The organism is Crystallibacter permensis (assembly GCF_025960875.1).
Lineage (GTDB): Bacteria > Actinomycetota > Actinomycetes > Actinomycetales > Micrococcaceae > Crystallibacter > Crystallibacter permensis.
Genome location: NZ_JAODLR010000010.1, coordinates 128,870 through 148,948, shown reverse-complemented (window position 1 = coordinate 148,948; position 20,079 = coordinate 128,870). Strand labels below are relative to the sequence as shown.

Genomic DNA, 20,079 nt, shown 5'->3' with positions numbered 1-20,079 from the left:
GCCTCCGCCAGCTCATCTGGTTCCATGACCGAAAAATTAACAGAACCGGGAACGGATTAAAACCCGACACGCCACACCTAACTAAGTACTACTAGGAAACCGCCGTCATGTTTCCTTGCGGTACTTAATATTTTCGAGCGCCGTTTGGAAGGCTTCGCTGTAGCTGGGGAACTGCGCCACCTGGTCATGCAGAGTGGCAATCGGTATCTTTGCCCGGATCGCAAGGGACGCCTGGTGGATCCATTCCCCGGCCAGCGGTGCCACGGCCCTGGCCCCGATCAAACGTCCCCTGGTCCGTGTCGGTGAGAAGGCCCAGATGCCCCCGGGGATCACGTTCATAAGTCCACGGCCGGGTGATCGCTTCGGCCAGGTCCAAGTCGGCGAAGCCGTTGATGCCTTGTTGGTCGGCCTGCGCCTGGGTAAGCCCGGCTGCAGCAATTTCCGGATCGCCGAAAACAATTCTGGATATGCCGTCGTAGATTGCTTCGCGCGGACTGCCCAGAATCGCGTCGGTGACGATCCTCCCCTAGTATTTGGCCACATGGGTGAAGGGCATCACCACGGTGATGTCTCCGATTGCCCAGACGTTTTCGGCGGCGCGGCAATGCCCGTCAATCTGCACCGCCCCTGCCCGTCCAGTGCCACCCCTGCCTTTTCAAAGCCCAGGTCCCGGCTGTTGGGCCTGCGCCCGGTGGCGAAAACAACGACATCGGGCGCTCCCGGGTGCAGGAACTGACTGCCGAGCTCGAAAGCATGCGCCGGCAGAGCGGAACGAAAGCCAGCCGTCCCGGTGGGTATCCAGCCGGTTCAGGAGGTTGACGTGTTTGGGTCTTCGTCCCTGCCCGCGTTTGCCGGGTTGGTAGCCGGGATTGGCGGCCCATCCTGCCTTGATGAGGGTGTTGTAGCGGGCACGGTAGCTGGCCAGCAGGGACGGGGCGAAAGCAGTTCCGCCAGCCCGCCGGGCCCGGTGGGCGGTGTTGTTGATCTCGGTCAGCAGCCGGTCCATCGGCTCCGCCCAGCCCGCCTGGCCGGCGGCCTCCGCCGCGGCGGTCAGTTCCCGGCCCAGATGCGCGCCGCAAACGGCGTGGAGAACGTCGAAGCGCCAGTACGGTGCCCAGAAGTCGCTCACGAGCACCGCGTCCGGAGACAGGGCGCCCAGTACCCCGGCTTCGTCCATGGCCTCGAATCCGCGCTTGGCCGAGACAGTGTACCGGGTCAGGGAATCGGTCCGGGCAGCGTGGACCCAGGCCAGGGAACCATCGACCCGGATCCCGGTCTCGTCCGCCCCGAGCACCGGCGCCGCGCCGAGTGCGTCCTTCACGGCCTGATCGAAGCCGTCCAACCCTGCCGCCGCGTCGGCCTGCCACTTCACCAGCGAGCCCTGGCTGACCGGGGCACCCAGCAACTCGGTCAACAACTCGGAAGTGCGGGCCAGCGGCAGATACTGCCCGGCCAGCAGATACGTCGCCAGCCCCCGCACTCCGGGCCCGTACTGGGCCGGCGCGCCGACACCGGCCGGGACGTCGGCCATCGTCGTGCGCCCGCAACCGCACCGCCGGTGCTCCAGCCGGTGCTCGGCCACCGCCAGCCTGATCGGCGGCAGATCGAACACCTGCCGGGACTCGGTCGAGACCACCGGCGCGCCCGCCAGGGACGCGCCGCAGCCGGCACACGCTGCAGGCTCATGGACCAGGACCTCATCCGGATGCTCAACCCTGGACAAGGTCCGGCCCTCATGGCCGGGCTGGCCGCCGGACTTCCGACCCGTGGACTTCCGCCGCGACTTCGGCGCCGGCTTTTCATAACCTTCGCTGCCAGGGGGCCTATGTGAATTCCGTGGGCTCTGACCCAGCCGGGCACGCAATTGCGCATTCTCCGCCCGCAGGGTTTCAATCAGCCGCGCCTGCTCAACCGCCAACTCGCGCAACTGCGCGATCTGGCGGGCAAGCTCTTCATACGACGGCGACCCACTCACCCCACCAGCATCACCCGTTCCATCCCGAGATCAATCAGGCGCGCCGCCGAATCCCAAAACCAGCTGAGTAGTTACGCCATTTCTTGTTCAGCAATTACCGGACGGTTGCGAAACGTCATGCCATGTCCCACTGGATGGTCCTCCCCCGGACGCACCCAACCGCTGACCACCACTGTTGAGGTAGCTGACCGGGCACCGCCCATATAGGGAGACCAGTACACTGGCCGGTGACGAGGCCTTATCTGACACTGCTAATCCGCATGTCTAAAGTGCTTGTTGGCTATGCCAGATATCCAGGCATGAACAAGACCTCACCGCCCAGCGCGACGCGCTGATCGCCCTGGGCATCAAACCCAAACGGATCTACGTCCTCAACCGTTCCATGCCGGATTCCCACCGGCTCGCCCTAAGCGTGAATTTCCGTACAAATCCTTCTCAGACCTCGAATACGACTGCTGCAGCGATCGCGAGGGCTCGGCAGGAGGCCAGTTGAGGGATCTGCGCCTTACAGCGTGCAGTTCTTTATGAAGGAGTCCATCCGGTCGGCGGAGGTTCTGTCAGCAGCCGTGGTGTGTAGGAGTCTGCCCGGTTATGGAAGGTGTGGCGGGTCTGGCAGTTCTCGAACGGACCGTGTTGGGAGAAGAGGATGCGGGTGTGGCTGTCCCAGTGCTGCACCCACCAGGCGGACACGGTGTCGTCGGTGACTGCCTGTACATAGGCGGAGTGCAGGGCGCTGAGGCGGCTGGCCGCTTCGGGGTGTGCCCACCATTGCGGGCACCAGTACCGCTCGTTGTTCGCATCGGGCACGGATTCGGTGTCGTGGACCATGAGCTCGACCCACATCACGAACTGCTGGGTCAGCTCTTCCTCTGTCGGTTCATCGTCTGAAGTCTCCGGCTCGGCGGTCATGGTGTTGCTTCCTCCCGATCAAGGGTTTGTACAGGATCGGAGGAAGCCGGTTTGGCTTGCGCGGGTTCCCCGGCCGCAGGCAGCCCTTCCTTGATGGTGGCCGCGAGTTGCTTGTCCTTGAACCAGGGGAACAGGCTGATGAGAGCGGCCGGAGCGCTGGCGCTGAACAGGAACGCCGTGAAGCCCGGCAGGTTCGCGAAATCCTCCGGTCCCGCCTTCGGCAGGGTCTTGGTGGGCCGGTCCTTCCCCATCTCCTTCTCCCAGGTTCCGATGGTTTCGGAGAGCCCGCGGGTGAATGCCGTTTCCTCGTTCGCGCCCACGAGCCGGAACCCGGCGGTCTGCCAGAGAGTGCGCATACCGTTCTCGCCCCACTCCCCCACGCCTTGGGCGTACGCCTGGAGGTAGACGGTGAAGCACAGGCCCAGGGAACCGAAGTAGCTAAAGTCCTCCGGCAGCGAAGGCCACGGGACGATATTGGCAACTTCGTCCAGTTCCGCGACCAGCGGGACCAGCAGGCGGGCAGCGCCGGGGGCCTGGTTCCTGGCCGCCGTGGTGATGGATTTAACGATGGCGGTGATCACTGCCCCGGTTCCGCCGGGGCGACGTTCGGAGAGCAGGATCAGGGTGTCCTTGCTGCCCAGGAACTTCGTGGGGTCGAATTCGTCAATGCCGGGTGCCGGTGTTGTCCAGTCGCGGAAGGTGCTCTGGGAGAGGTCCCGGCACATCCGTTGCGTGGTGGCGATCAGCGAGCCCCTGGTGCGGTCAGGCCATTTACTGAACCCGAACATGTCTGCTGCGGCAGAGTCGTACCCGGCGTCTTCCAGGATGTCCCTGATCCGGACCAGATCCCCCCGGGCCATCCATTCATGCACGACTGAAAGAGGCTTCTTCTCGATGGCTGCCGCCAGCAGAGCCCAGGCAAGGCATGTTTCGCCGGCCGGGCCGAAGTGGGCGTCATCTTTGCCGTCCCCGTCGCGTGGGTTGTTTTTCTTCGCTGCGGTGATGATGACCGAGGCCAGTTCCATGGCGGTCACTGTGTCTTCCACCAGTGACAGGGGGTTGAAGATGAAGTCAGGGCGGTCCGCTGTCCGGTAGATGCGGTTGGGGTCAAAGATCCAGATGCGGCCCAAGTTGTGCCGGGCTGCTATCACTTCGGGTACGCCGTCGATCTTGTTGGAGGTCATCAGCGCGGCACCGGGAGCGCCGGCCATTCTGGGGATGACGCAGGCGGAGGTCTTGCCGCCGCCAGGCGGGATGATGCTGAGCCCGGTTTGCCGGTAGCCGCTGAACAGCATCTGCCGTTTCCCGGCCAGCGTGTACCCCAGTTTCTGGCCGGGTGGCAGGTTTTCGGCGTCCGGATGCAGTTGCCTGGATTCGCGTGCCCGGTGCTTTTCGGTCAGGGATGAGAGCCGGTAACCGGTGGCCAGCCGGCCGGCCAGGGCGCGCTGGGACGCGCTGCCGCGGCCTCCCCCGCGGGAGGCCAGGAAGGCCGCCCCGAGGAATGCGGCAACCGCCAGGACAATGAGAATCCAGGTTGCGGCTGCCGGCCACTGGAAGCTGCCTTCCTTGAACAGGGCGACTAGCCGGGGCATGCTGGTCCACGGCATTCCGGTGGGTGTCAGGAGTTCGCCCAGGAACGCCGACACCCAGGCCAGTGCCAGCAGGCCGGCGATAGCGCCGGCGAGGATCAGTTTCAGGAGCGTGTCCGTGGACGTGGGCTGGCTCATGCCGGTACAACCTCCGTGGCGGGTGTGTCGTCGGTGAAGGCGATGGTGCTGGTGGACTTCATGGCACCGTCCGTGTCGGTCAGTTCGGTTTCCAGGGGGCTGCGCACGTGGATGGCTTCGAAGGGGTCGTGGCTGCCGATCTTGAACAGGCAGGTTCCCTTGACCAGCTGCGATATGACGCCGGCGGATCCCGGGGGCAGGTTGAACATGTCCTCGCAGGCCAGCGCGTCGGCGGATTTTTGCTGCTTGTACAGCAGGACCGTGCCGCATTCCTTCAGCATGGAAATGGCCGGGCTGGTCTCGGGGATGTCGGAGATGTGATGGAACGCGAACTGGCACGACAGGGACAGGGCGCGGGAGAGTTTGGTGTTGCGCCGGGTCACGGTGGCGACCGAGCCCTGGACGGTGTGCCAGGCTTCCTCGATCAGCAGGATGGTCGGGACCGGTGTCTGCTGGCCGTACAGGGTGTTGGCCAGCCAGGTGTTGATGATCGTCATGACGATCGGCAGGGCCGGGCCGTCTTCGGGCAGGGCCGAGACGTCGAAAACCGTCAGGCCGGCGTTGAGCGCGATGTCCTGGCTGGTGGGGCCGTCGATCAGGCCGGCCAGGTCGTCTTCGATCATGCGTTCGAGCTCAAAGGCCGGGTCCTGGCCCCAGCCGCGCAGTTCCTCCACAGTCAGGCCCACGGCCTCCGCAGTAATCGCATCCGGGGCGTACAGGGCGTGCAGGACGTGCCCGATGTGCGCGGTTTCGGCTGCCGCTTCCGCTTGCCGCAGTGCCTGCCGGTGGGCCATGCGCACGGCCTTGCCCTCCTTGGGGCTCATGGGCCGGGCCAGCGCTTCTTCCATCACCGCGCGCAGCAGCATGGACTGGCCCGCCGGGGTCGAGAGGTCGCCTCCGCCCGGTTCTTCGTTCACGCGGGCGGCAATGCGCGGATCCAGGATGTTGATCCGGGACCCGCCGCCGCCGATGCGGAACCGTACGGGGGCGACGTCCAAGCTCTTGGCCAGCGGCGTGTACTCTCCGGCGCCGAGGTCTTTCTGGAACTTCTTATCGATCACGACCACGCGGCGGCCCAGGATCAGCTGGCGCAGCACGCCCCAGGTTTTCATGGCCGAGGATTTCCCTTGCCCGAGGTCGCCGATGTAGCAGACGTTCGGGGACTCGATGGTCTCCCCGTAGGCGGTGAACGGGTCGTGGACGATCATCCAGCCGGAGCCGGCGTCGACGCCGAACACCAGGCCGCGGTGCGAGGTCGGCGGGGACGCAATGGCCATGTGCGAGAATTCCATCTGCCGGGTGGAGGATTCCACCCCCGGCGCGGCCGGGTCATAGAAGCCCAGCCGGGACGCGAACCCCCATTTCCGTTCATGGTGCCAGCGGGCGGAGGCATTCGCTGTGGCCTCCGCGGACTCGCGCCGCTTGGCGTCTTTCTTCTCCGCCTTCTTCACGGCGGACTTCGACACCGGCCGTGCACGGCCCTGCCCGTCGGCCGCGGAAGCGGCGGACGCGGCGTCCAGGGTCAGCCGCTCAGTGCGGGCTTTTGCCCTGGTCGTCCGCCGGAATGCATTGGCCAGGGCATCTGGGAGGCTGAAGCGTTTGGTGTCGTTCGTGGTGGTCATCGGATTCCCCTTGTGAACGGCATGGTGGTGATCAGGGCAAGGTCGTTGCGGTTATCCATCCAGTCGATGAACTCGATGCCGGCGTCGGCGGCTGCGGCCTCGACAATGTCGGTGGTGGACAGGATCTCGTCCGCGTTCTCCACCGCGAACGAGATATACAGGGCGTAGGCCGCCCCGTGGTGCCCGGAGCCGGGTTTGAGGTCCAGGAGGCGCTGGTGGGAAGCTGCCAGCAGCACTTCTTCGGAACCGTCCGTGACGACGCCGGATTTGGCGACCTGTTTCTCTTTGGCCCGGTCCATGGCCGCGTGGCTGCGGGCCTTGGCCCGGGCGCTGCGCGCGTCCTGAAGTTCCATGACCATGGACACCGAGTGCACCACGGCCGGCTGGATGCCGCTGATCACCGCTTCCAGGGCTTCCACCGGGATGGCCTGGGGGCTGAAGGCCGAGGCCGGCACGTACCCGGTGCGGATGTGCCAGTGCCGGTTGATGACCAGCGACAGCGGCGAGGCGTCGCCGTCCAGGTGCTGCCAGCAGTCCATCAGATCGGCGCCGTCGTGGTCGTCGATGTCGAAGTCGGGGTCCTGCAGATGGCGCAGCAGGGCGGCCATCGCCGCAGGTCCCAGCGGCCTAAAGTCGATGATCGAGCCCATCATCGTGGCCTGGGACATCGCCGAGCGGATTTCCTGGTAGACCGCCTGGCCGATCCCTTCGTCTCCGCCGCCGAGGGCGTCCGCACGGCGGAAGAGCGCCGGAGAGTTCGGGATCCGGAAGGTCTCGTAGGTCCGGTGCTGCTCGGAGCGTGAGCGCACGGTTTCGCAGAGCGCGCCGTAGGATTCCAGCAGGATCGCAGGGACGTCCTTGGCCACCCGCCTTTTGACCCAGAGCAGGTGGTCGGCCGAGTCCATCGGCACGGCCCGGGCCAGGGACTGTACGTGGGTCACCAGCGACTGGCGGCGGGCCAGCCGGGCCAGGTACTGGCCGCGGGCCACGTGCCCGGATTCCTTGCGGTACTCCTCCCGGATCGCCGAGGACGAGCCCATGATTTCCATGGTGGCCGTGTAGTAGGGCTTGGCGACCTTGCCCTGGTGGCGGAAGATGACCAGCGGCCCGTCCGGGGTGTCCACGGTGAAGTGGCGGACCGTGCCCACCATCAGCGGCGCGTTACCCGTGTGGCGGACGGGAACCTCGATCAGGCCCTTCGCATCGGCGCGGGCCCTGTCCTTCCGGCCGGCCTTGACCATCCGCGTGTGCGGGCGGTCTTTGATCGGGACGTACACCAGGGACGTGTTCCGGCGCCGGGCTTTCTTGTGCCGGGACTCCACGAAGAGGGCGCCAAGGGAGCGGTGGCCGGAGAACTTGTTCGGGGTCGTCAGAATGATCCCGGTCAGGACCAGCACGGCGGCGATGATCAGGCTGATAATCCCGCTGCCGCCGGCCATGACGACCAGCAGCGCCGCGCCGACGGCCGCCGACAGGCCGATCCACTCCGGAGCCGTGCGGTTTCCCCCGAACAGGCCACGGCCCTGAACCTCGCCGCCGACAACAACCATTCTTCCCATGACTACCTGCTCTCCCTGCCTGTACTTGGCCTTACCGGCCGCTGATGTGATCGGTATCCGGTGCCATCGATCGCGCGGACTGGCGGCCCCGCAACGCCGCCTGGCGGGCGGCTTCCCGGCCCGCCAGCAGGAACGCCGTAGCGCCGCCGGCCGCGACCTTCACCGAACCCCGGCCCACCGATGCGGCGCCGGCCTGGATGGCCTGGCCCGCTTTTCCGCCGGCGGTCCCGGAGCGGCCGGCCTTCTGCAAGTCGCCGATGGTCTGCGTCTCCTGCGGGTCCTGTCCCTGCCCGGGCGGGGATCCCTGCCCGCCGGACGTCGAGGCTGTGCTTCGCCGGCCCGGATTCCCGAGCCCGGGGGTTTCCTGTTCGGCCTCGGGTTTTCCCTGCGTGCCGGCTTTGCCGCCGCGCTGACGGTTGCCGCCGCCCCCGGAGTTGCCGGACTGGACCTGCGAGGTCCTGCGCGCCCTGATGGCGGAAGATATTCCCGCGCCGGCCCCGGCGACCATGGCGGCCCCGGCAACGGATTGCCGGTCCGAGCCCATACCGGTGGAGGACGAGGGCAGGATCGGGATGTACTTGAAGAGCAGCGGCAGCGCAAAGGCCAGAACCATCATCGCGGCGGCGGCCAGGAACACCGACGTGGCGTTCACCATGCCGTCGTCAACACCCTCGTCGCTGAACGCCGGGCGGGACGCAATGTAGCTGAAGACTGCGCCCATGATCAGCAGCAGCAGCGGCTTGGACAGGGAAATACCGAGCCAAAGGACCCCCACTTTGCCCACCCGTTCCCGGTACTTCGCATGGATCATGAAACCGATCATCAGCGCCAGGCCTAGTCCCAGCAGGTACAGGGCCAGCGGCTGCACCGCCAGCAACCCCAGCATCGCCCACGCCGAGACGAACAACAGGCCGAACAGGACGACAGCCGCCAGCGGGCCGAACGCGCCGCTGGATTCATACGAGGCGAACCGGGAAATAGCGACCCCGAAATCCGTTACCCGGCTGGACGTCCAGAACGTCACGGACTCGGTGATCCCTGTCATCCACCCGTTGACCACATAGCCCAGGGCCGGTCCGAAGAGCACCAGGATCATCGACAGCGGCCCGTACCACAGCAGGGACTGCCGGGCGGAGTCCATGTCGATCTCCTCGTTCGAGACGTCTTTCCAGAGCTTGAAATACATCAGCCCCATGACCAGGATCCCGATCCCGGAAAACGCCGCCCAGGTGTTGCGGAACGAGTCGTCAATCTCGAACGCGGCGACCTTCAACAGGTTGTTCAGCACTTCGTTGGTGGCCGTCACCCCCTCTTCCTTAACGGTGTTGGCGAACCGCTCAAACCCGTCCTTCGCGTCCGCGATGAACGCCACGGTATCCACCGTGCCCAACACCACCTGCCCGCCGGGTATCACCGAGAGGGTCGCACGAAGAGCCACCCCGGCCAGCGGAGAAAATTCTTGCCACGCCGCTCCCTGCACGCACCAGGCGGTGGCTTTCATAGGTGCGCCCACGTCGGACAGGCCGGCGCAGAACGGGCCCGTGTTCGTACCGTCGTAGTCCAGGGACTTTTCGGGTGTCGTCAGGAAAGTCCCAAATGCCTTGGCTGCGACGTTCTCACAATCGTTGCCGCCCATGGACGTGAAGAAGGCAAAGTCGGCGCAGCTTTCTTTGCCCAGCTCGTGGTTGAGCCGGTCCCGGATCTCGTTCCGCTGGGCCTCGGGCAGCCCGGCGAGGCGTTTGAGCTGGTCGGCGTTCAGTTTTTCTGTTGTGGTTACCTCGTCCGCTGCATGGGCGGGGCCGGCGAACACCACGCCGAGGCCAAGGAACATCACGAGCAAGGCTGCGGCCAGGCGGATCGTCCTGTTAGCGCTGAGCGTTTGCATACTCGATCCATCCGTCCCTGCTCTTGTCCTTGAAGAAGGCGCTGACCAGCTCGTTTCGCAGGACCGGGGCCGTTTCCCCATCCATGTTGGTGCCGACGCTCATGGGACCGCCGTCCTTGACGCGGCCGCCGAAGTCCTGGTTGACGGGGACGATTGCGGCGTCGGTGATTTTCCAGTCACCGTCCCAGGCCAGTTCAAAGGTGACGGTCTGGAAGAAGGCGTTGGGGGCCTCGTTCACTCTGGCACCAACGCCACCGGTGAAGACCTGGACGACTGCGCCCTGCTCTTCTTCACAGCTGGCAATCCGGTACATGCCGCCGGCAGCCACATCAGAGCGGGTGTACCACCCGCCATCGAACGCACCCGCTGGCAGACTTTCAGCGTCAGCCAACAGTTCCCCCGCGGAGGTTACTTCTTCGAACCACGGTCCGGGCATCGACACCTCGGTGAGGACCTTTTTCTGCTGCGCCCACGTGCCGAGGTTCAGATCCTTGATGAGGTGTGTGTAGTTGGCTGCGGCCTGGGCTGCGGAGTCGCAGGTGCCGTTGTAGCCGGTGATGGTTTTATCGTCACTTGCTTTCGTGGTTCCGCCTTCCCCGATGTTGATGTCGGAGACGGGGAACCCGAACTTCCCGGAGGCCTGGAGCGGACCGGGGTCCTGTTCCGTGGCCGGTGCGGGGCGGTTGATGAGGATAACGGCAACGGCGACGATCAGGATCATCACCCCTACGGCCGTGAGTGCTTTCCAGTGTTTGCGCATGGGTCAGGCCCCCGCGGCGCTGGTCAGTGCGAGGATGCCGCCAAGGATCACGCTGGCGCCGGCTACGGCCGCGAAGGCGATGCCGCTCTTCTTCGCGCCCGCTGCGCCTTCCTCGATGTCGTCGGAGTGGCCGCGCTGGCGGGCGAAGCCCCACTTGGCCAGGTTCCATAGGAACGCCGCCGCGACGAGGATCATGGCAAGGGCCCAGATGCCGCCCAGGACAAGTTCAATGGCGCTTTGGAACTTCACGCCGAAGACGCTGATGTCGGGCTGGACACCGCTAAGCGGGTTCTCGGCGGCAGGGACCGCGGCACGGATGATGATTTCGCTGGTGATCGTGCTGAACATGGTTCTGAGGTCCTTACCGGTTGGTCGTCGTGGCGGAAGTGGCGTGTTTAAGGTCGGTGGCCAGGAGCCCGGCGGCGATTGCGGCCGAGGCCCGTTCGAAGGCGCGGCGGGCCGGGTCTGCGACGAGCTGCCAGTCGATGATTGAGCCGGTGTCCAGTGCCGCGTCGTAGGGGATGTCGATCAGGACCCGTACCGCGGAGGCCAGGTTCTGCCGAAGTTCTGCCTGCTCGGCCGCGGAGACTTTCGCTCCCCCGCCCTGGGTGACCAGGACGACAGCGTTGGCCACCAGGTCCTTGTAGTGCGGGTTGCCGGTGCGCTCGGACATGGATTCGAGCTGTTCGATCATCCTGAGCGCGGACACGACGGCGTTGCGCTTCAACGTCGTCGGGATCACGAGCTGGTCCGTGACCTCGATCGAGGCAAGCCAGCTCGCGGAGCGGGTGTTGTTGCCGGTGTCCACGATGATGGTGTCGTAGAAGCGGCTCACGACCGTGTGGATGCGGTTGAACTCATCGGCACCGATGGACTTCATCCGGTCCGCGTCCTCGTCCGCGACCAGGACGGAGAACTGGTTGTTGCCCTGATGGCGGGTGTAATAGGACAACTCCCCCTTGCGGGCAGTGACCGTCTCGAAGGATTCCAGGACGTTCAGCAGATCCCACACCGTAGAGATGGAATCGTTCGCGTTGGTCCGCACCCCGGCGGTGCCCATCATCTCGTTGTTGTCCCACACCAGCGTCTGCTGCCCGGAATGGATGCCGAACGTGGAACCCAGGCCGATGCTGCACATCGTCTTGCCCACGCCGCCGAGGGGCTGGGCGACCATGATCTGCATCGGACGCGAGTACACACGCTGGATCGCGGACAGGTCCGCCCTGCGGGCCAGCTCCGCCGTGCCGACCTTCGGACTGATCAATCCCAAGCTCACCGCCCGAAGGAACGCCTGCCAGCCGGTAGCCGGCGGCAACTGATCATTAACGTTCTCCTTGCGCAGGACAGTTGCGCTGCGGCGGCCGCTGACCAGCGGAGCTTCACCGTGGTCCACCGCGGCCGCGACCGCCACCGGCTGCCCCTGTGGCTCAACCGTCGCCTGCGCGCCAGGTACCGCGTGGATGACCGCTGCGGACCCGGCTGTTGTTTCTTCGGGCTGCGGATCGGTCAGAGTGATGGGCGCGCGGCTCTTCCGCTCGCTCCCCTGCCAGTTCGTGCTCATCGGATGGTTCCTCTCGCTCGTTCCGGGATCTGTCGTGTCATGAGGCCGTGGCCTGGGCCGGGTCCTGCGGGGTAATGGCTGTCACCAGCCAGGGCTGCTGCTGTCCGGACCGGTGCAGGAGCATCTGCCACCTGCCTGCATCCGTGGAGAACGAGGCAGTGACGGTCCGCGGGTTGCCGGCTTCCCTGCTGATGGCCGGACCGTCAGTGACTTCCCGGATCGGCACCCGCGCCGGGTCGATGTACCGTGCATCCTCCGCGTAGTCCGGTGCCAGGTATGGGGCAAGTTCGTTGAACCAGGCCGCTGCCGGAACGTCGGGCCGGGCGAACAAGCCCATGACCTTGCCTGCCGTGTCCTTGACCGCCGTCTCCGCCGCGGGATCCCAGGTCACTTCCGGGACACCATGGTGTTCGTCCGCGCCGTGATCATGGCCGTCGTCGGCGCTGTGGCTCTCCTGCCCGACCTGCACGGTAGGGACGGATCCTGCCGCCGGCCCGTTCTCGGAGCCCCCGGCGCACGCGCCCAGGGAAAATGCTGCTGCCAAAGCTACCGTAATGGCCAGTTGCTTGCGCATCAGAGAATGCCTTTCTCTTTCAGGATCGGGGTCGGGTCGACGGTGGGATTGACCGAAGCCGTGGGATTGGACGGTGTCCCGGCGAAGAACTCCATGTGCAGGTGCCGGCCAGTGACATTGCCTGTCGCGCCCTCGGTGCCCAGCGGCGTGCCGGCAGCAACGGTGTCCCCCTCCTTGACCTGCAGCGACCCCGCCTTCATATGGAAGAAACTGATGGTAAGTTTCCCGTCTGTGGTCTGCCCGGTCACACCGGTGCCGTACGCACCGTCCGTTTCCCTGGTCTTGACGATCTTCATATCCGTCACGGCTACGATCGTGCCCGGACTACCTGGGGTCGAGAGGTCCACACCGTAGTGGAAATTGCCTAAATTGATGGTCCCTGCCGGAGTGGGACGCGGGCCATATCCGCTCGTCAAGGTCGAGCCCGGAAGCGGGTGGACCCATTTGCCTTCCAGGTCGCCGACGACGGTATTTCCCGCCGCGGGGCATGTGCCGCTGGGATCAATGCCGACAGCGTTTTCCCCGCCGAGAGCCTTCACCAGACCTGTGGCCTGGGTGCGGAACTTCGTGTAGTGATTCGGGTCCGCGTTGCGCTGCACACGGTTGATCGCCCGGCTGGGCTCCAGAGTTTCCCAACCTTCCACCCGTTGCAAAGCCTTGAAGAAGTTCGTTGCGGAAATCATGGGATCCATACGGTCCGAGTAGGACCCCCACGCGCCGTTGTCCCGCTGCTGGAAAAGGCCCCGAGAGTCAGGCCCCGCCCCATCTCCATGGTCAATCACCCTCAGCGTGGATTCACCGATCGCGGCTTGAACCCCCAACAACTGGGCCGAGGCCGGAAGATCCAGTGACTTTGCCGCCCTCATAATCGCGGCCGCGTTCTTCAACTGCTCGTCGTCAAAGCCAGGGACGCTCCCTGCTTGAGCTGATCCATCCTCGGAAACGCCTGCGGGAGCAACGCAGGACTCAGCAGCCTGTGCGGGAGAATTTCCGCCGTCCAAGACAACAACTAAGAACCCGGCCAGGAATGCCGGCGTCAATAAAGCCAGACCGATGCAGCCCTTGTTCGAATTCACAAGCGGACCCTTCCTTGAAAGCTGGACTTCTTCCACAGGACTCCCAGCGTGACGGCCTCGGGCCAGTACTTCTGGTAGTGGTACGGGTCGGCGTTGCGCTGCACCTTGTTGCCGGCGATGGTCGGCTCCATCAGCTCCCAGCCGTCAACCGCCTGCAGCGCCTTGATGAAGTTCGTGGCGCTGGTCACCGGGTCCATGCGGTCCGCATACGAGCCCCACGCGCCGTTGTCGCGCTGCTGGAACAATCCACGGGAGTCAGGTCCGGGGCCGTCGCCGTAGTCCAGGACACGCAGCCCCGACTCTCCCAACGCGGCCATCACACTGATCATTTGCCCTTTAACCGGCAGGTTCAACGTTTGACCAACGATGATGGCCGCAGCATTCTTCACCTGGTCGGTGGAGTAGCCATCAACGTGGATGTCGCTGTCGCTGGCGGCCGAAACCGGAGCACAAGCCGCAGCTGCCGACTTCGAGTCTCCCAACAGCACTAAAGAGAAGACCAGGCCCAGGAACACCGCCGGCACTGACGCAATAGCCCCGATAGTGAGACCTTTCGTATTCACGGACGGTCCTCCTTAGTCATGCCTTTAGACATGTCTAAGGGTAACATGCAACTAAGTTATTACTTCGGGAACCAGGGCTATTTACCCTCGTCCAGCGCTGTATCTATGAGCTTGGCTAGAGAACGGACGCTTTCGGCGTCGTAGACCTCACCCAAGGCACGAAGTGCGAAGGACTTTACTTGGTTCTTCCGCATTGTTTTGAGAAGTTCCAGTTGGGCCTCCACTCGATCCGGCATCTCTGATCCTGGATCGGTCAAGTATGCACCGGGGACACCAAAGAACTCGGCCAATGCCATCAGGAGCTTCTCATCCGTGACAAGTGGCCCATCACCGTCACGCATGTAATACCAGCGCGCGCGGGACAGCTTCACACCTTTCTCTGCTAACGCGGCCTGAATTTCGGTGAACTCATAAGGACGGCCTCCTTCGGCCACCACCACATCGAGCAATACGCGCAACCGTCGGGCGAGTTCTGCTCGACGTTGTTCTGCGTATGGGCTGTTCCTAGGTTTCAACGCGCCGCTTCTCACTGCTCGTATGGCTGTCTGGGTAGTTGTACAAGAGTGTCTCAACCTCTCTAACTATTCCAGCGCTTTGTGGATCCATTGTGTATCCGCTCGTTCGGGCCCTGATCTCAGCGTCTCGAATTTCCGACACCCGTCGCTGGAGACGGGCGACGCTATTGATGCTCAAGAACTCAGCTTTGGAGTACGGCTTCGAATCAATAACGAGATCCATTTCGGCCGAAGCTACGCCTTGCCAGATCGGCTGGATGGTACGCAGCATCTGGGCTGCACGCACGGTTAGGGCGAATTTCTGCGCCACAGCGGTGAGCCTTGGGAGCGAAAGCCCTAATGACACGAGGATGACAATCACTTGTTGAGCCAATTCAAAGAACTGTTCAACTGCTGCTTTGGCTCCTGACCCTGCTGGAAGAAAGTTCCCGTAAAGGCGCAGGCCAGCGATCATGAGGGCGATGCCGAATCCAGCGAGAACCATCCTGAATCCAGCGCGAAACAGGCCTTTCATCTGATTCATTCGAGGCCAGCAGATCCTCAACGCGCTGACGCTCACGGTCATTATGAAAGCCACGGCGAATGTCTGGAAGACAAGGAGGGCTGGATGGGCCCCGTATAGACTCACCATCCACCTGGTGGATTCGGCGGCGTTCCACCAGGGATATGTCAAGAGCATGACTAGGGAACAGAGTGCCCACCAGCGGGCCCATAGACGGTCGCCGGCCGGTACTGTACCGGCGATCGTAGCCAACTGCAAGGAACGCTGAATTTGCCACAGGGCCGCGATGACAAACTCCGAGAGGATAAGGCCGGCAATATTGCCACCTCCCAATGCATAGTCAACCGTCAGGTAGACCGAAGGGACGTAAAGAGTGAAAGCTATCGAGGCGAAGAGAGAACCCCAGAACGCAGGGAGGGCCTCGCGATTGCGCACAGTTGGCAGCCGGACGAGCGTCAGGCCCCAAAGTACCGCTGCCGGTATCCAGTCGTTCATCCGAAGACTCTTCCGAACGCATCAGGTGTCGGAGACCTGCGCGTAGAGGACCAGGTAAGTCGAACGGAGAGCATATCGGCCAAAACCTCAGCCTCCAGCTCTGCGGGGTTATCGAAACAGCGGCGCCGAAGTAGCTGCGCCCTTATCATTCCCGGATCCAGCAGCTGCAGCATCTCGCTCATATCGTCCGGAATATTGGTGAACGGATCGGTTTGCACGTGGCCAAATATGAGGTGCGCGAACTCGTGGCAGAGAACCTTAATTTGGCGGTGGGGACTGGCATCTGCGGGGTATGTAATAACAGCGTGGTTCGAAGTGAAAAGGACGCTACCGGTGACAAGAGGGTCGTCATCCGGGCCAGCCGGCCTTACGGTAATGCTGATACCACGCTCGCGCTCGACTTTCGATTGAAGCATTTCTAAAGACAGCTCAGGAGGCAGCGCCAAATGCTGCAGCTGCTTCTTAGCCGCCTGTTTAGCGCGTCGAAAGTCCTTGCTTTCAGCTGACACGATTACGCGGCCCTAGCTCATCAAGCTCGTAGCCTCCCGGGTACACGCCGCTACCCGCTTGGCCGGGGTTGAACCGGGACCGAGTCCGCGGCCGACGTCGACGAAGCTGAGCGGCTCGAACCCGCAAGCCAAGATGCACGCCTGCCCTCATCACTCGGTTCGGGAGTGGAAGCCCGAGTGACCGGCTCAGTTGAGGGTCATTGAACAACACCGACAGAACGGGTGCAGCTAGTGGGGCCGCTGGGCGTGGAAGGCGTTCCCGAAACAAACTCATCGTCGAGGCCATCAATCCCGCACCCTCTGAACTAGGGGCAGAGAAGCGCCTCTCGTAGTCATCAAGAAATTCGGCAGCATCGTCATAAGAGGTGAAGGCATTGCTGATGCCCATTCGTTTCGCCAGCTCCGCATAGAACACCGTGGCGGCTTTGCGCTCGTCGGGAGTAGTGCCTCGTCGGCCATACACGTCGCAGAAACGGATTGGAACTACCAAGAGCGTGGTCAGCACATAGAGGAAGTCCTCGTTTGTCCCCTTGACTCCCTTGTGGACTCTGTTCAGCAGATCAACCATTGCCCGGCCTCTTGCACCATCGAACCCATCCTCGATGAGCTCGTACATGATAATTGCAGTGTCCATCGAGCGTTTCGACGGCCGTGCGTGCACCTCTCCTGTACCCGCAAGAACTTGGGCAATGTGTGGAATGGAGAAATTCCTGTAGTAAGAGAGAAAAAAACCTATCTCAAACTCTTCGGCGAGATCGAACATGACGGTGCCGCGGTATGCTGCCGCAGCGCCAATGTATGGGAGTCGATCAGTGCTTTCCATGCGTCCATTGTCCCGTATTGACCGGTAGATTGCGTTTTATGCTTTAACCATTACGCTAGACATGTCTAACGTGGAACGGGTCGAGACTTCGAGGGGAACTGTCACCTCGGTGCTCAAGACCGGGAAATCCGCCGCACTGTACTGAAAGCTGCCGGCAGCGTGCTTGGCTAAATGCTTCAACAGCCGTGGCACGAGGACTGTGACGATGACGCGCACAACGAGGAGAAATATATGCGACACGCCACTGATCTGCGACGATATGGCATTTCAGAAACCTAGAGTGCTGAGTATGGCATTTCAGAAACGCGCATCAGGTGGGCGCCCATCTAAGGGCGACCGACACGTTCTGACTACCCGTATCCCCGTTGCAGAGGCAGAAAAACTCTTCGCCGTTGCAGACTATCTTGGGACATCGGCCAGCTCTTTTATCGCTGAAGTGGTGAAAGAAAAGCTATCTTCCATAGACATAGAAACGCTTACTGGTCAGGAGGCTTTGCCCATCGAAAAGGCCAGTTAAACATTGAAGGCCCGCCTAAGCGAGCCTTCAATCTGAAGTTTTCTACTCAATACCGAACGTTTCCGCCAAGATTCCTCGATATTGAGCAACATACAGATGCAGGGTATTTTCATGCCCTCCTCCATATGGAGTTGGTTCCATCATACACGCACACCTTTTTTCGGTGGGTGATGTATCCGAAACCGCCGGAGACGGCGTGTCGGAAACACACCTAGCTCTTTCGCCCCTTGCCGCCCGTGAGCAGGCGCAGGCTGAATGGCATGCCCTGGCCAGCCTGCTTGCTTCGCAACCCCGAGTCCGTCTGTCCAAGGATGGTGGGAAAACCTATCGGGACAGCGGTGAACGCGATCTCACGGATGCCCTGCCCTCGCTCCCTGCGGCTGTTCGCACCTGCGGCACTGATGGGCTGGTCCGGACGATCTGCCTTGACCTGGACGCCAGCCGCGGCGGGCAGGACAAAGTTGAGTCGGACTACAAAGCATTGTGCCACTGGTTTTCCAGCAACGATGTCCGTTGGATCGAGGACCAGTCCCCCAGCGGCGGGCGCCACCTCTATCTCCCGCTGAATTTCGGTGTCGCCTTCACCGACGCTAAGGAATTCGTTCAGGCTGCTGCGAAACGCTTCTCCAGCATTGACCCCGGCCCGCACGAGAACGCCAAGACCGGTGCCATCCGCGTTCCCGGCAGTGTCTGGAAGAAGGGCGGCTACCAGCGGCTCACGATGAGCCTGAACATCGCCTATGACATTGCCCGCCGGAACCGCAACACCTGGACCGGCTGGAGCCAGCTAAGGGAAAGCCTTGTCGACGAACTGGCCGCTGTGCGGCAGCGGCGTGCACAGCCGTTGGAGCTGCTGGAGCCGGCCGAAGCCCTGCCCCTGGCTGGCGGGCCCCGTGCCCTTCCGGCCCTGAAGGAGTACACCGCACGCAGCGGGAACTACGACACCACCCGTTACAGCACTCCCTCGGAAGCACGCCAGGGCGTCATGGCCTCGGCCGTCGCCGCCGGCTGGTCCCTGACCGATGTACAGCGGCGCATGAACCAGAACATCTGGGCCGGCATGGTCGGGTTTTACTCCCGCTACTCCCCCAGCAACAGGCGCAAAGCACTGCAGCGGGACTGGCGCAGCGCGGTCAAGCACGTTGAAAGCTTCCGCAAAAAACCAAACACCAACGGCACGGGAAATGACAGTGGGTATAAAAGCTACACAAGCCCGCCTAATACACACCCCCCTGTACTTACCCTGCTCCACCAGCCCGGTTCTGCCGCTGAGTACCAGTACCTGTTGACCTGGCGGAACGCGCTACGTGCTTACGAAGAATCCGTCACGGGCTCGAGGTCGGGTCTGGGCTACCGGATGCTGTTGCGGGCGATTGGCGAAGCTGCCCATAAGCGCGGCAGCCGGTTCATAGAATTCGGGGTCAGGTCGTTGGCCATCGCAACCGGCACGCACGAAACGACCGTGGCCCGCCAACTTCGGGAATTGTCCAGGACGGAGCGCCCGATGATTCGGCTCGCGCAGGAAGGCCGTGGGCTCCGTGGAGATCTCTATGAACTGGTTATTCCGGATGAGTACCGGACACGGGCTGAAGCCAAAGCGTGGCGCCCGGGAAAGATCCACGCGCTCAGGCCGGTATTCCGTGAACTGGGCGTGGTCTCCGCGTTCGTCTACGAAGCCATCGAACGCGCAGACGGCGAGCTCATCAGCGCGGACATCGCACGGACGAGTGGTCTCTCCCCCAAAGCAGTGACACACGCCCTGGAACTGATGGCCGCCTGGAACATGATCAGCCGCGTTGCTGGACGTTGGCACATCGTTAAAGAGACCAGCTTGCGGACCCTCGCTGAGTACTTCGGGGTCCTGGAAGCCATCGGCCGGCAAATGCAACGCTACCGCTTCGAACGAGCCCAATGGCTGCAGTGGCTCCTGAAACGAGCGCTATCCGGCGAAGCCGTCCTGGCAGGGCCCCACGACGATTACCCGTACTGGCAATACGGGCCCCCAGAGGACGAACAAACGATCGGCGCCCTGCTGTACGCAGAAGCTTCATAGGGGACGAGAGCAGCGGCTAGAGTTATCCATTGGTCCCGGAAAGGAAGATCGGGACCGAGAGTGGCTGTAAGCGCCAGCATTCGATACTTGCAAAACTTTCAATACAAGTAATTCCAGTAAGGCAACTAAATACAGTGAAGAAAGTTATGCAACTAGGCCCCTATCCCCCAGCCAAGAATGGCTGCAACCCCTAGTGACCGATGGCTGCTGGAATACGACCGGCCGCGTTGCTGGACGTTGGCACATCGTTAAAGAGACCAGCTTGCGGACCCTCGCTGAGTACTTCGGGGTCCTGGAAGCCATCGGCCGGCAAATGCAACGCTACCGCTTCGAACGAGCCCAATGGCTGCAGTGGCTCCTGAAACGAGCGCTATCCGGCGAAGCCGTCCTGGCAGGGCCCCACGACGATTACCCGTACTGGCAATACGGGCCCCCAGAGGACGAACAAACGATC

The 20,079-nt window shown here is 63.1% G+C and carries 19 protein-coding genes and 1 pseudogene; 3 read left to right on the top strand and 17 right to left on the bottom strand.

Annotation, left to right across the window (positions count from 1 at the left end; genetic code table 11):
- Positions 1–105: 105 nt before the first annotated feature.
- The 17 genes from B0G38_RS13360 to B0G38_RS13280 form a co-directional block, all read right to left on the bottom strand.
- Positions 106–339, bottom strand: a complete 234-nt coding sequence (locus tag B0G38_RS13360) for a hypothetical protein (protein WP_264669859.1) — start codon at positions 337–339, stop codon at positions 106–108.
- A gap of 316 nt (positions 340–655) precedes the next feature.
- Positions 656–1,975, bottom strand: a complete 1,320-nt coding sequence (gene tnpC, locus B0G38_RS13355; RefSeq protein WP_264669858.1) for an IS66 family transposase — start codon at positions 1,973–1,975, stop codon at positions 656–658.
- A 522-nt stretch (positions 1,976–2,497) separates the two neighbouring features.
- Positions 2,498–2,884, bottom strand: coding sequence for a DUF4913 domain-containing protein (locus B0G38_RS13350; protein WP_264669857.1), 387 nt, complete (start codon positions 2,882–2,884; stop codon positions 2,498–2,500).
- Complete coding sequence (locus B0G38_RS13345) at positions 2,881–4,611, bottom strand: type IV secretory system conjugative DNA transfer family protein (protein ID WP_264669856.1); 1,731 nt, start codon at positions 4,609–4,611, stop codon at positions 2,881–2,883. Before B0G38_RS13345 ends, B0G38_RS13350 begins: the two co-directional genes overlap by 4 nt.
- A complete protein-coding gene (locus B0G38_RS13340; protein WP_264669855.1) occupies positions 4,608–6,233 on the bottom strand; it encodes an ATP/GTP-binding protein in 1,626 nt (541 codons plus the stop codon). Before B0G38_RS13340 ends, B0G38_RS13345 begins: the two co-directional genes overlap by 4 nt.
- The gene (locus B0G38_RS13335; protein WP_169997874.1) at positions 6,230–7,792 is read right to left on the bottom strand and encodes a hypothetical protein; all 1,563 of its coding nucleotides are present in this window, start codon (positions 7,790–7,792) and stop codon (positions 6,230–6,232) included. Before B0G38_RS13335 ends, B0G38_RS13340 begins: the two co-directional genes overlap by 4 nt.
- A 31-nt stretch (positions 7,793–7,823) precedes the next feature.
- Positions 7,824–9,677, bottom strand: a complete 1,854-nt coding sequence (locus tag B0G38_RS13330; protein WP_240974798.1) for a hypothetical protein — start codon at positions 9,675–9,677, stop codon at positions 7,824–7,826.
- The gene (locus tag B0G38_RS13325; protein ID WP_169997971.1) at positions 9,658–10,437 is read right to left on the bottom strand and encodes a hypothetical protein; all 780 of its coding nucleotides are present in this window, start codon (positions 10,435–10,437) and stop codon (positions 9,658–9,660) included. The genes B0G38_RS13330 and B0G38_RS13325 overlap by 20 nt, the downstream gene beginning before the upstream one ends.
- 3 nt (positions 10,438–10,440) lie before the next feature.
- Entirely contained in the window at positions 10,441–10,785 is a 345-nt protein-coding gene (locus B0G38_RS13320) for a hypothetical protein (protein ID WP_264669854.1), read from the bottom strand.
- Positions 10,786–10,798: 13 nt separating this feature from the next.
- The gene (locus tag B0G38_RS13315) at positions 10,799–11,998 is read right to left on the bottom strand and encodes a MinD/ParA family ATP-binding protein (protein WP_169997876.1); all 1,200 of its coding nucleotides are present in this window, start codon (positions 11,996–11,998) and stop codon (positions 10,799–10,801) included.
- Between the two features lie 37 nt (positions 11,999–12,035).
- On the bottom strand, positions 12,036–12,572 hold the full coding sequence (locus B0G38_RS13310) for a hypothetical protein (RefSeq protein WP_169997878.1): 537 nt from the start codon (positions 12,570–12,572) through the stop codon (positions 12,036–12,038).
- The gene (locus tag B0G38_RS13305) at positions 12,572–13,648 is read right to left on the bottom strand and encodes a M23 family metallopeptidase (protein WP_169997880.1); all 1,077 of its coding nucleotides are present in this window, start codon (positions 13,646–13,648) and stop codon (positions 12,572–12,574) included. The genes B0G38_RS13310 and B0G38_RS13305 overlap by 1 nt, the downstream gene beginning before the upstream one ends.
- On the bottom strand, positions 13,645–14,211 hold the full coding sequence (locus B0G38_RS13300; RefSeq protein ID WP_169997882.1) for a hypothetical protein: 567 nt from the start codon (positions 14,209–14,211) through the stop codon (positions 13,645–13,647). Before B0G38_RS13300 ends, B0G38_RS13305 begins: the two co-directional genes overlap by 4 nt.
- A 77-nt stretch (positions 14,212–14,288) precedes the next feature.
- Positions 14,289–14,651: a hypothetical protein gene (locus B0G38_RS13295; RefSeq protein ID WP_264669864.1), complete on the bottom strand. Its 363-nt coding sequence runs from the start codon at positions 14,649–14,651 to the stop codon at positions 14,289–14,291.
- 64 nt (positions 14,652–14,715) lie between these two features.
- The gene (locus B0G38_RS13290) at positions 14,716–15,723 is read right to left on the bottom strand and encodes a hypothetical protein (protein WP_169997886.1); all 1,008 of its coding nucleotides are present in this window, start codon (positions 15,721–15,723) and stop codon (positions 14,716–14,718) included.
- Entirely contained in the window at positions 15,720–16,232 is a 513-nt protein-coding gene (locus tag B0G38_RS13285) for an ImmA/IrrE family metallo-endopeptidase (protein ID WP_169997888.1), read from the bottom strand. Before B0G38_RS13285 ends, B0G38_RS13290 begins: the two co-directional genes overlap by 4 nt.
- Positions 16,222–17,055: an oxygenase MpaB family protein gene (locus B0G38_RS13280; protein ID WP_169997890.1), complete on the bottom strand. Its 834-nt coding sequence runs from the start codon at positions 17,053–17,055 to the stop codon at positions 16,222–16,224. Before B0G38_RS13280 ends, B0G38_RS13285 begins: the two co-directional genes overlap by 11 nt.
- Before the next feature lie 205 nt (positions 17,056–17,260).
- On the opposite strand from B0G38_RS13280, the gene B0G38_RS13275 reads away from it, so the two are divergent.
- The 3 genes and pseudogenes from B0G38_RS13275 to B0G38_RS13265 all read left to right on the top strand — a co-directional run.
- Positions 17,261–17,572 carry a hypothetical protein gene (locus tag B0G38_RS13275; protein WP_264669853.1) on the top strand — a complete coding sequence of 104 codons (312 nt, stop codon included), beginning with the start codon at positions 17,261–17,263 and terminating at the stop codon, positions 17,570–17,572.
- A 196-nt stretch (positions 17,573–17,768) separates the two neighbouring features.
- Positions 17,769–19,625 (top strand): MarR family transcriptional regulator, encoded by a 1,857-nt coding sequence (locus B0G38_RS13270; protein ID WP_264669852.1) that lies wholly within the window; start codon positions 17,769–17,771, stop codon positions 19,623–19,625.
- A 262-nt stretch (positions 19,626–19,887) separates the two neighbouring features.
- Positions 19,888–20,079: pseudogene (locus B0G38_RS13265) on the top strand (MarR family transcriptional regulator); the annotation flags it as partial.

Excerpts from the sequence above, each read along its gene's own strand:
- B0G38_RS13360 (WP_264669859.1), bottom strand. The coding sequence starts at position 339 with ATGAACGTGATCCCCGGGGGCATCTGGGCCTTCTCACCGACACGGACC.
- B0G38_RS13350 (WP_264669857.1), bottom strand. The coding sequence starts at position 2,884 with ATGACCGCCGAGCCGGAGACTTCAGACGATGAACCGACAGAGGAAGAG.
- B0G38_RS13345 (WP_264669856.1), bottom strand. The coding sequence starts at position 4,611 with ATGAGCCAGCCCACGTCCACGGACACGCTCCTGAAACTGATCCTCGCC.
- B0G38_RS13340 (WP_264669855.1), bottom strand. The coding sequence starts at position 6,233 with ATGACCACCACGAACGACACCAAACGCTTCAGCCTCCCAGATGCCCTG.
- B0G38_RS13335 (WP_169997874.1), bottom strand. The coding sequence starts at position 7,792 with ATGGGAAGAATGGTTGTTGTCGGCGGCGAGGTTCAGGGCCGTGGCCTG.
- B0G38_RS13330 (WP_240974798.1), bottom strand. The coding sequence starts at position 9,677 with ATGCAAACGCTCAGCGCTAACAGGACGATCCGCCTGGCCGCAGCCTTG.
- B0G38_RS13325 (WP_169997971.1), bottom strand. The coding sequence starts at position 10,437 with ATGCGCAAACACTGGAAAGCACTCACGGCCGTAGGGGTGATGATCCTG.
- B0G38_RS13320 (WP_264669854.1), bottom strand. The coding sequence starts at position 10,785 with ATGTTCAGCACGATCACCAGCGAAATCATCATCCGTGCCGCGGTCCCT.
- B0G38_RS13315 (WP_169997876.1), bottom strand. The coding sequence starts at position 11,998 with ATGAGCACGAACTGGCAGGGGAGCGAGCGGAAGAGCCGCGCGCCCATC.
- B0G38_RS13310 (WP_169997878.1), bottom strand. The coding sequence starts at position 12,572 with ATGCGCAAGCAACTGGCCATTACGGTAGCTTTGGCAGCAGCATTTTCC.
- B0G38_RS13290 (WP_169997886.1), bottom strand. The coding sequence starts at position 15,723 with ATGAACGACTGGATACCGGCAGCGGTACTTTGGGGCCTGACGCTCGTC.
- B0G38_RS13280 (WP_169997890.1), bottom strand. The coding sequence starts at position 17,055 with ATGGAAAGCACTGATCGACTCCCATACATTGGCGCTGCGGCAGCATAC.
- B0G38_RS13275 (WP_264669853.1), top strand. The coding sequence starts at position 17,261 with ATGACGCGCACAACGAGGAGAAATATATGCGACACGCCACTGATCTGC.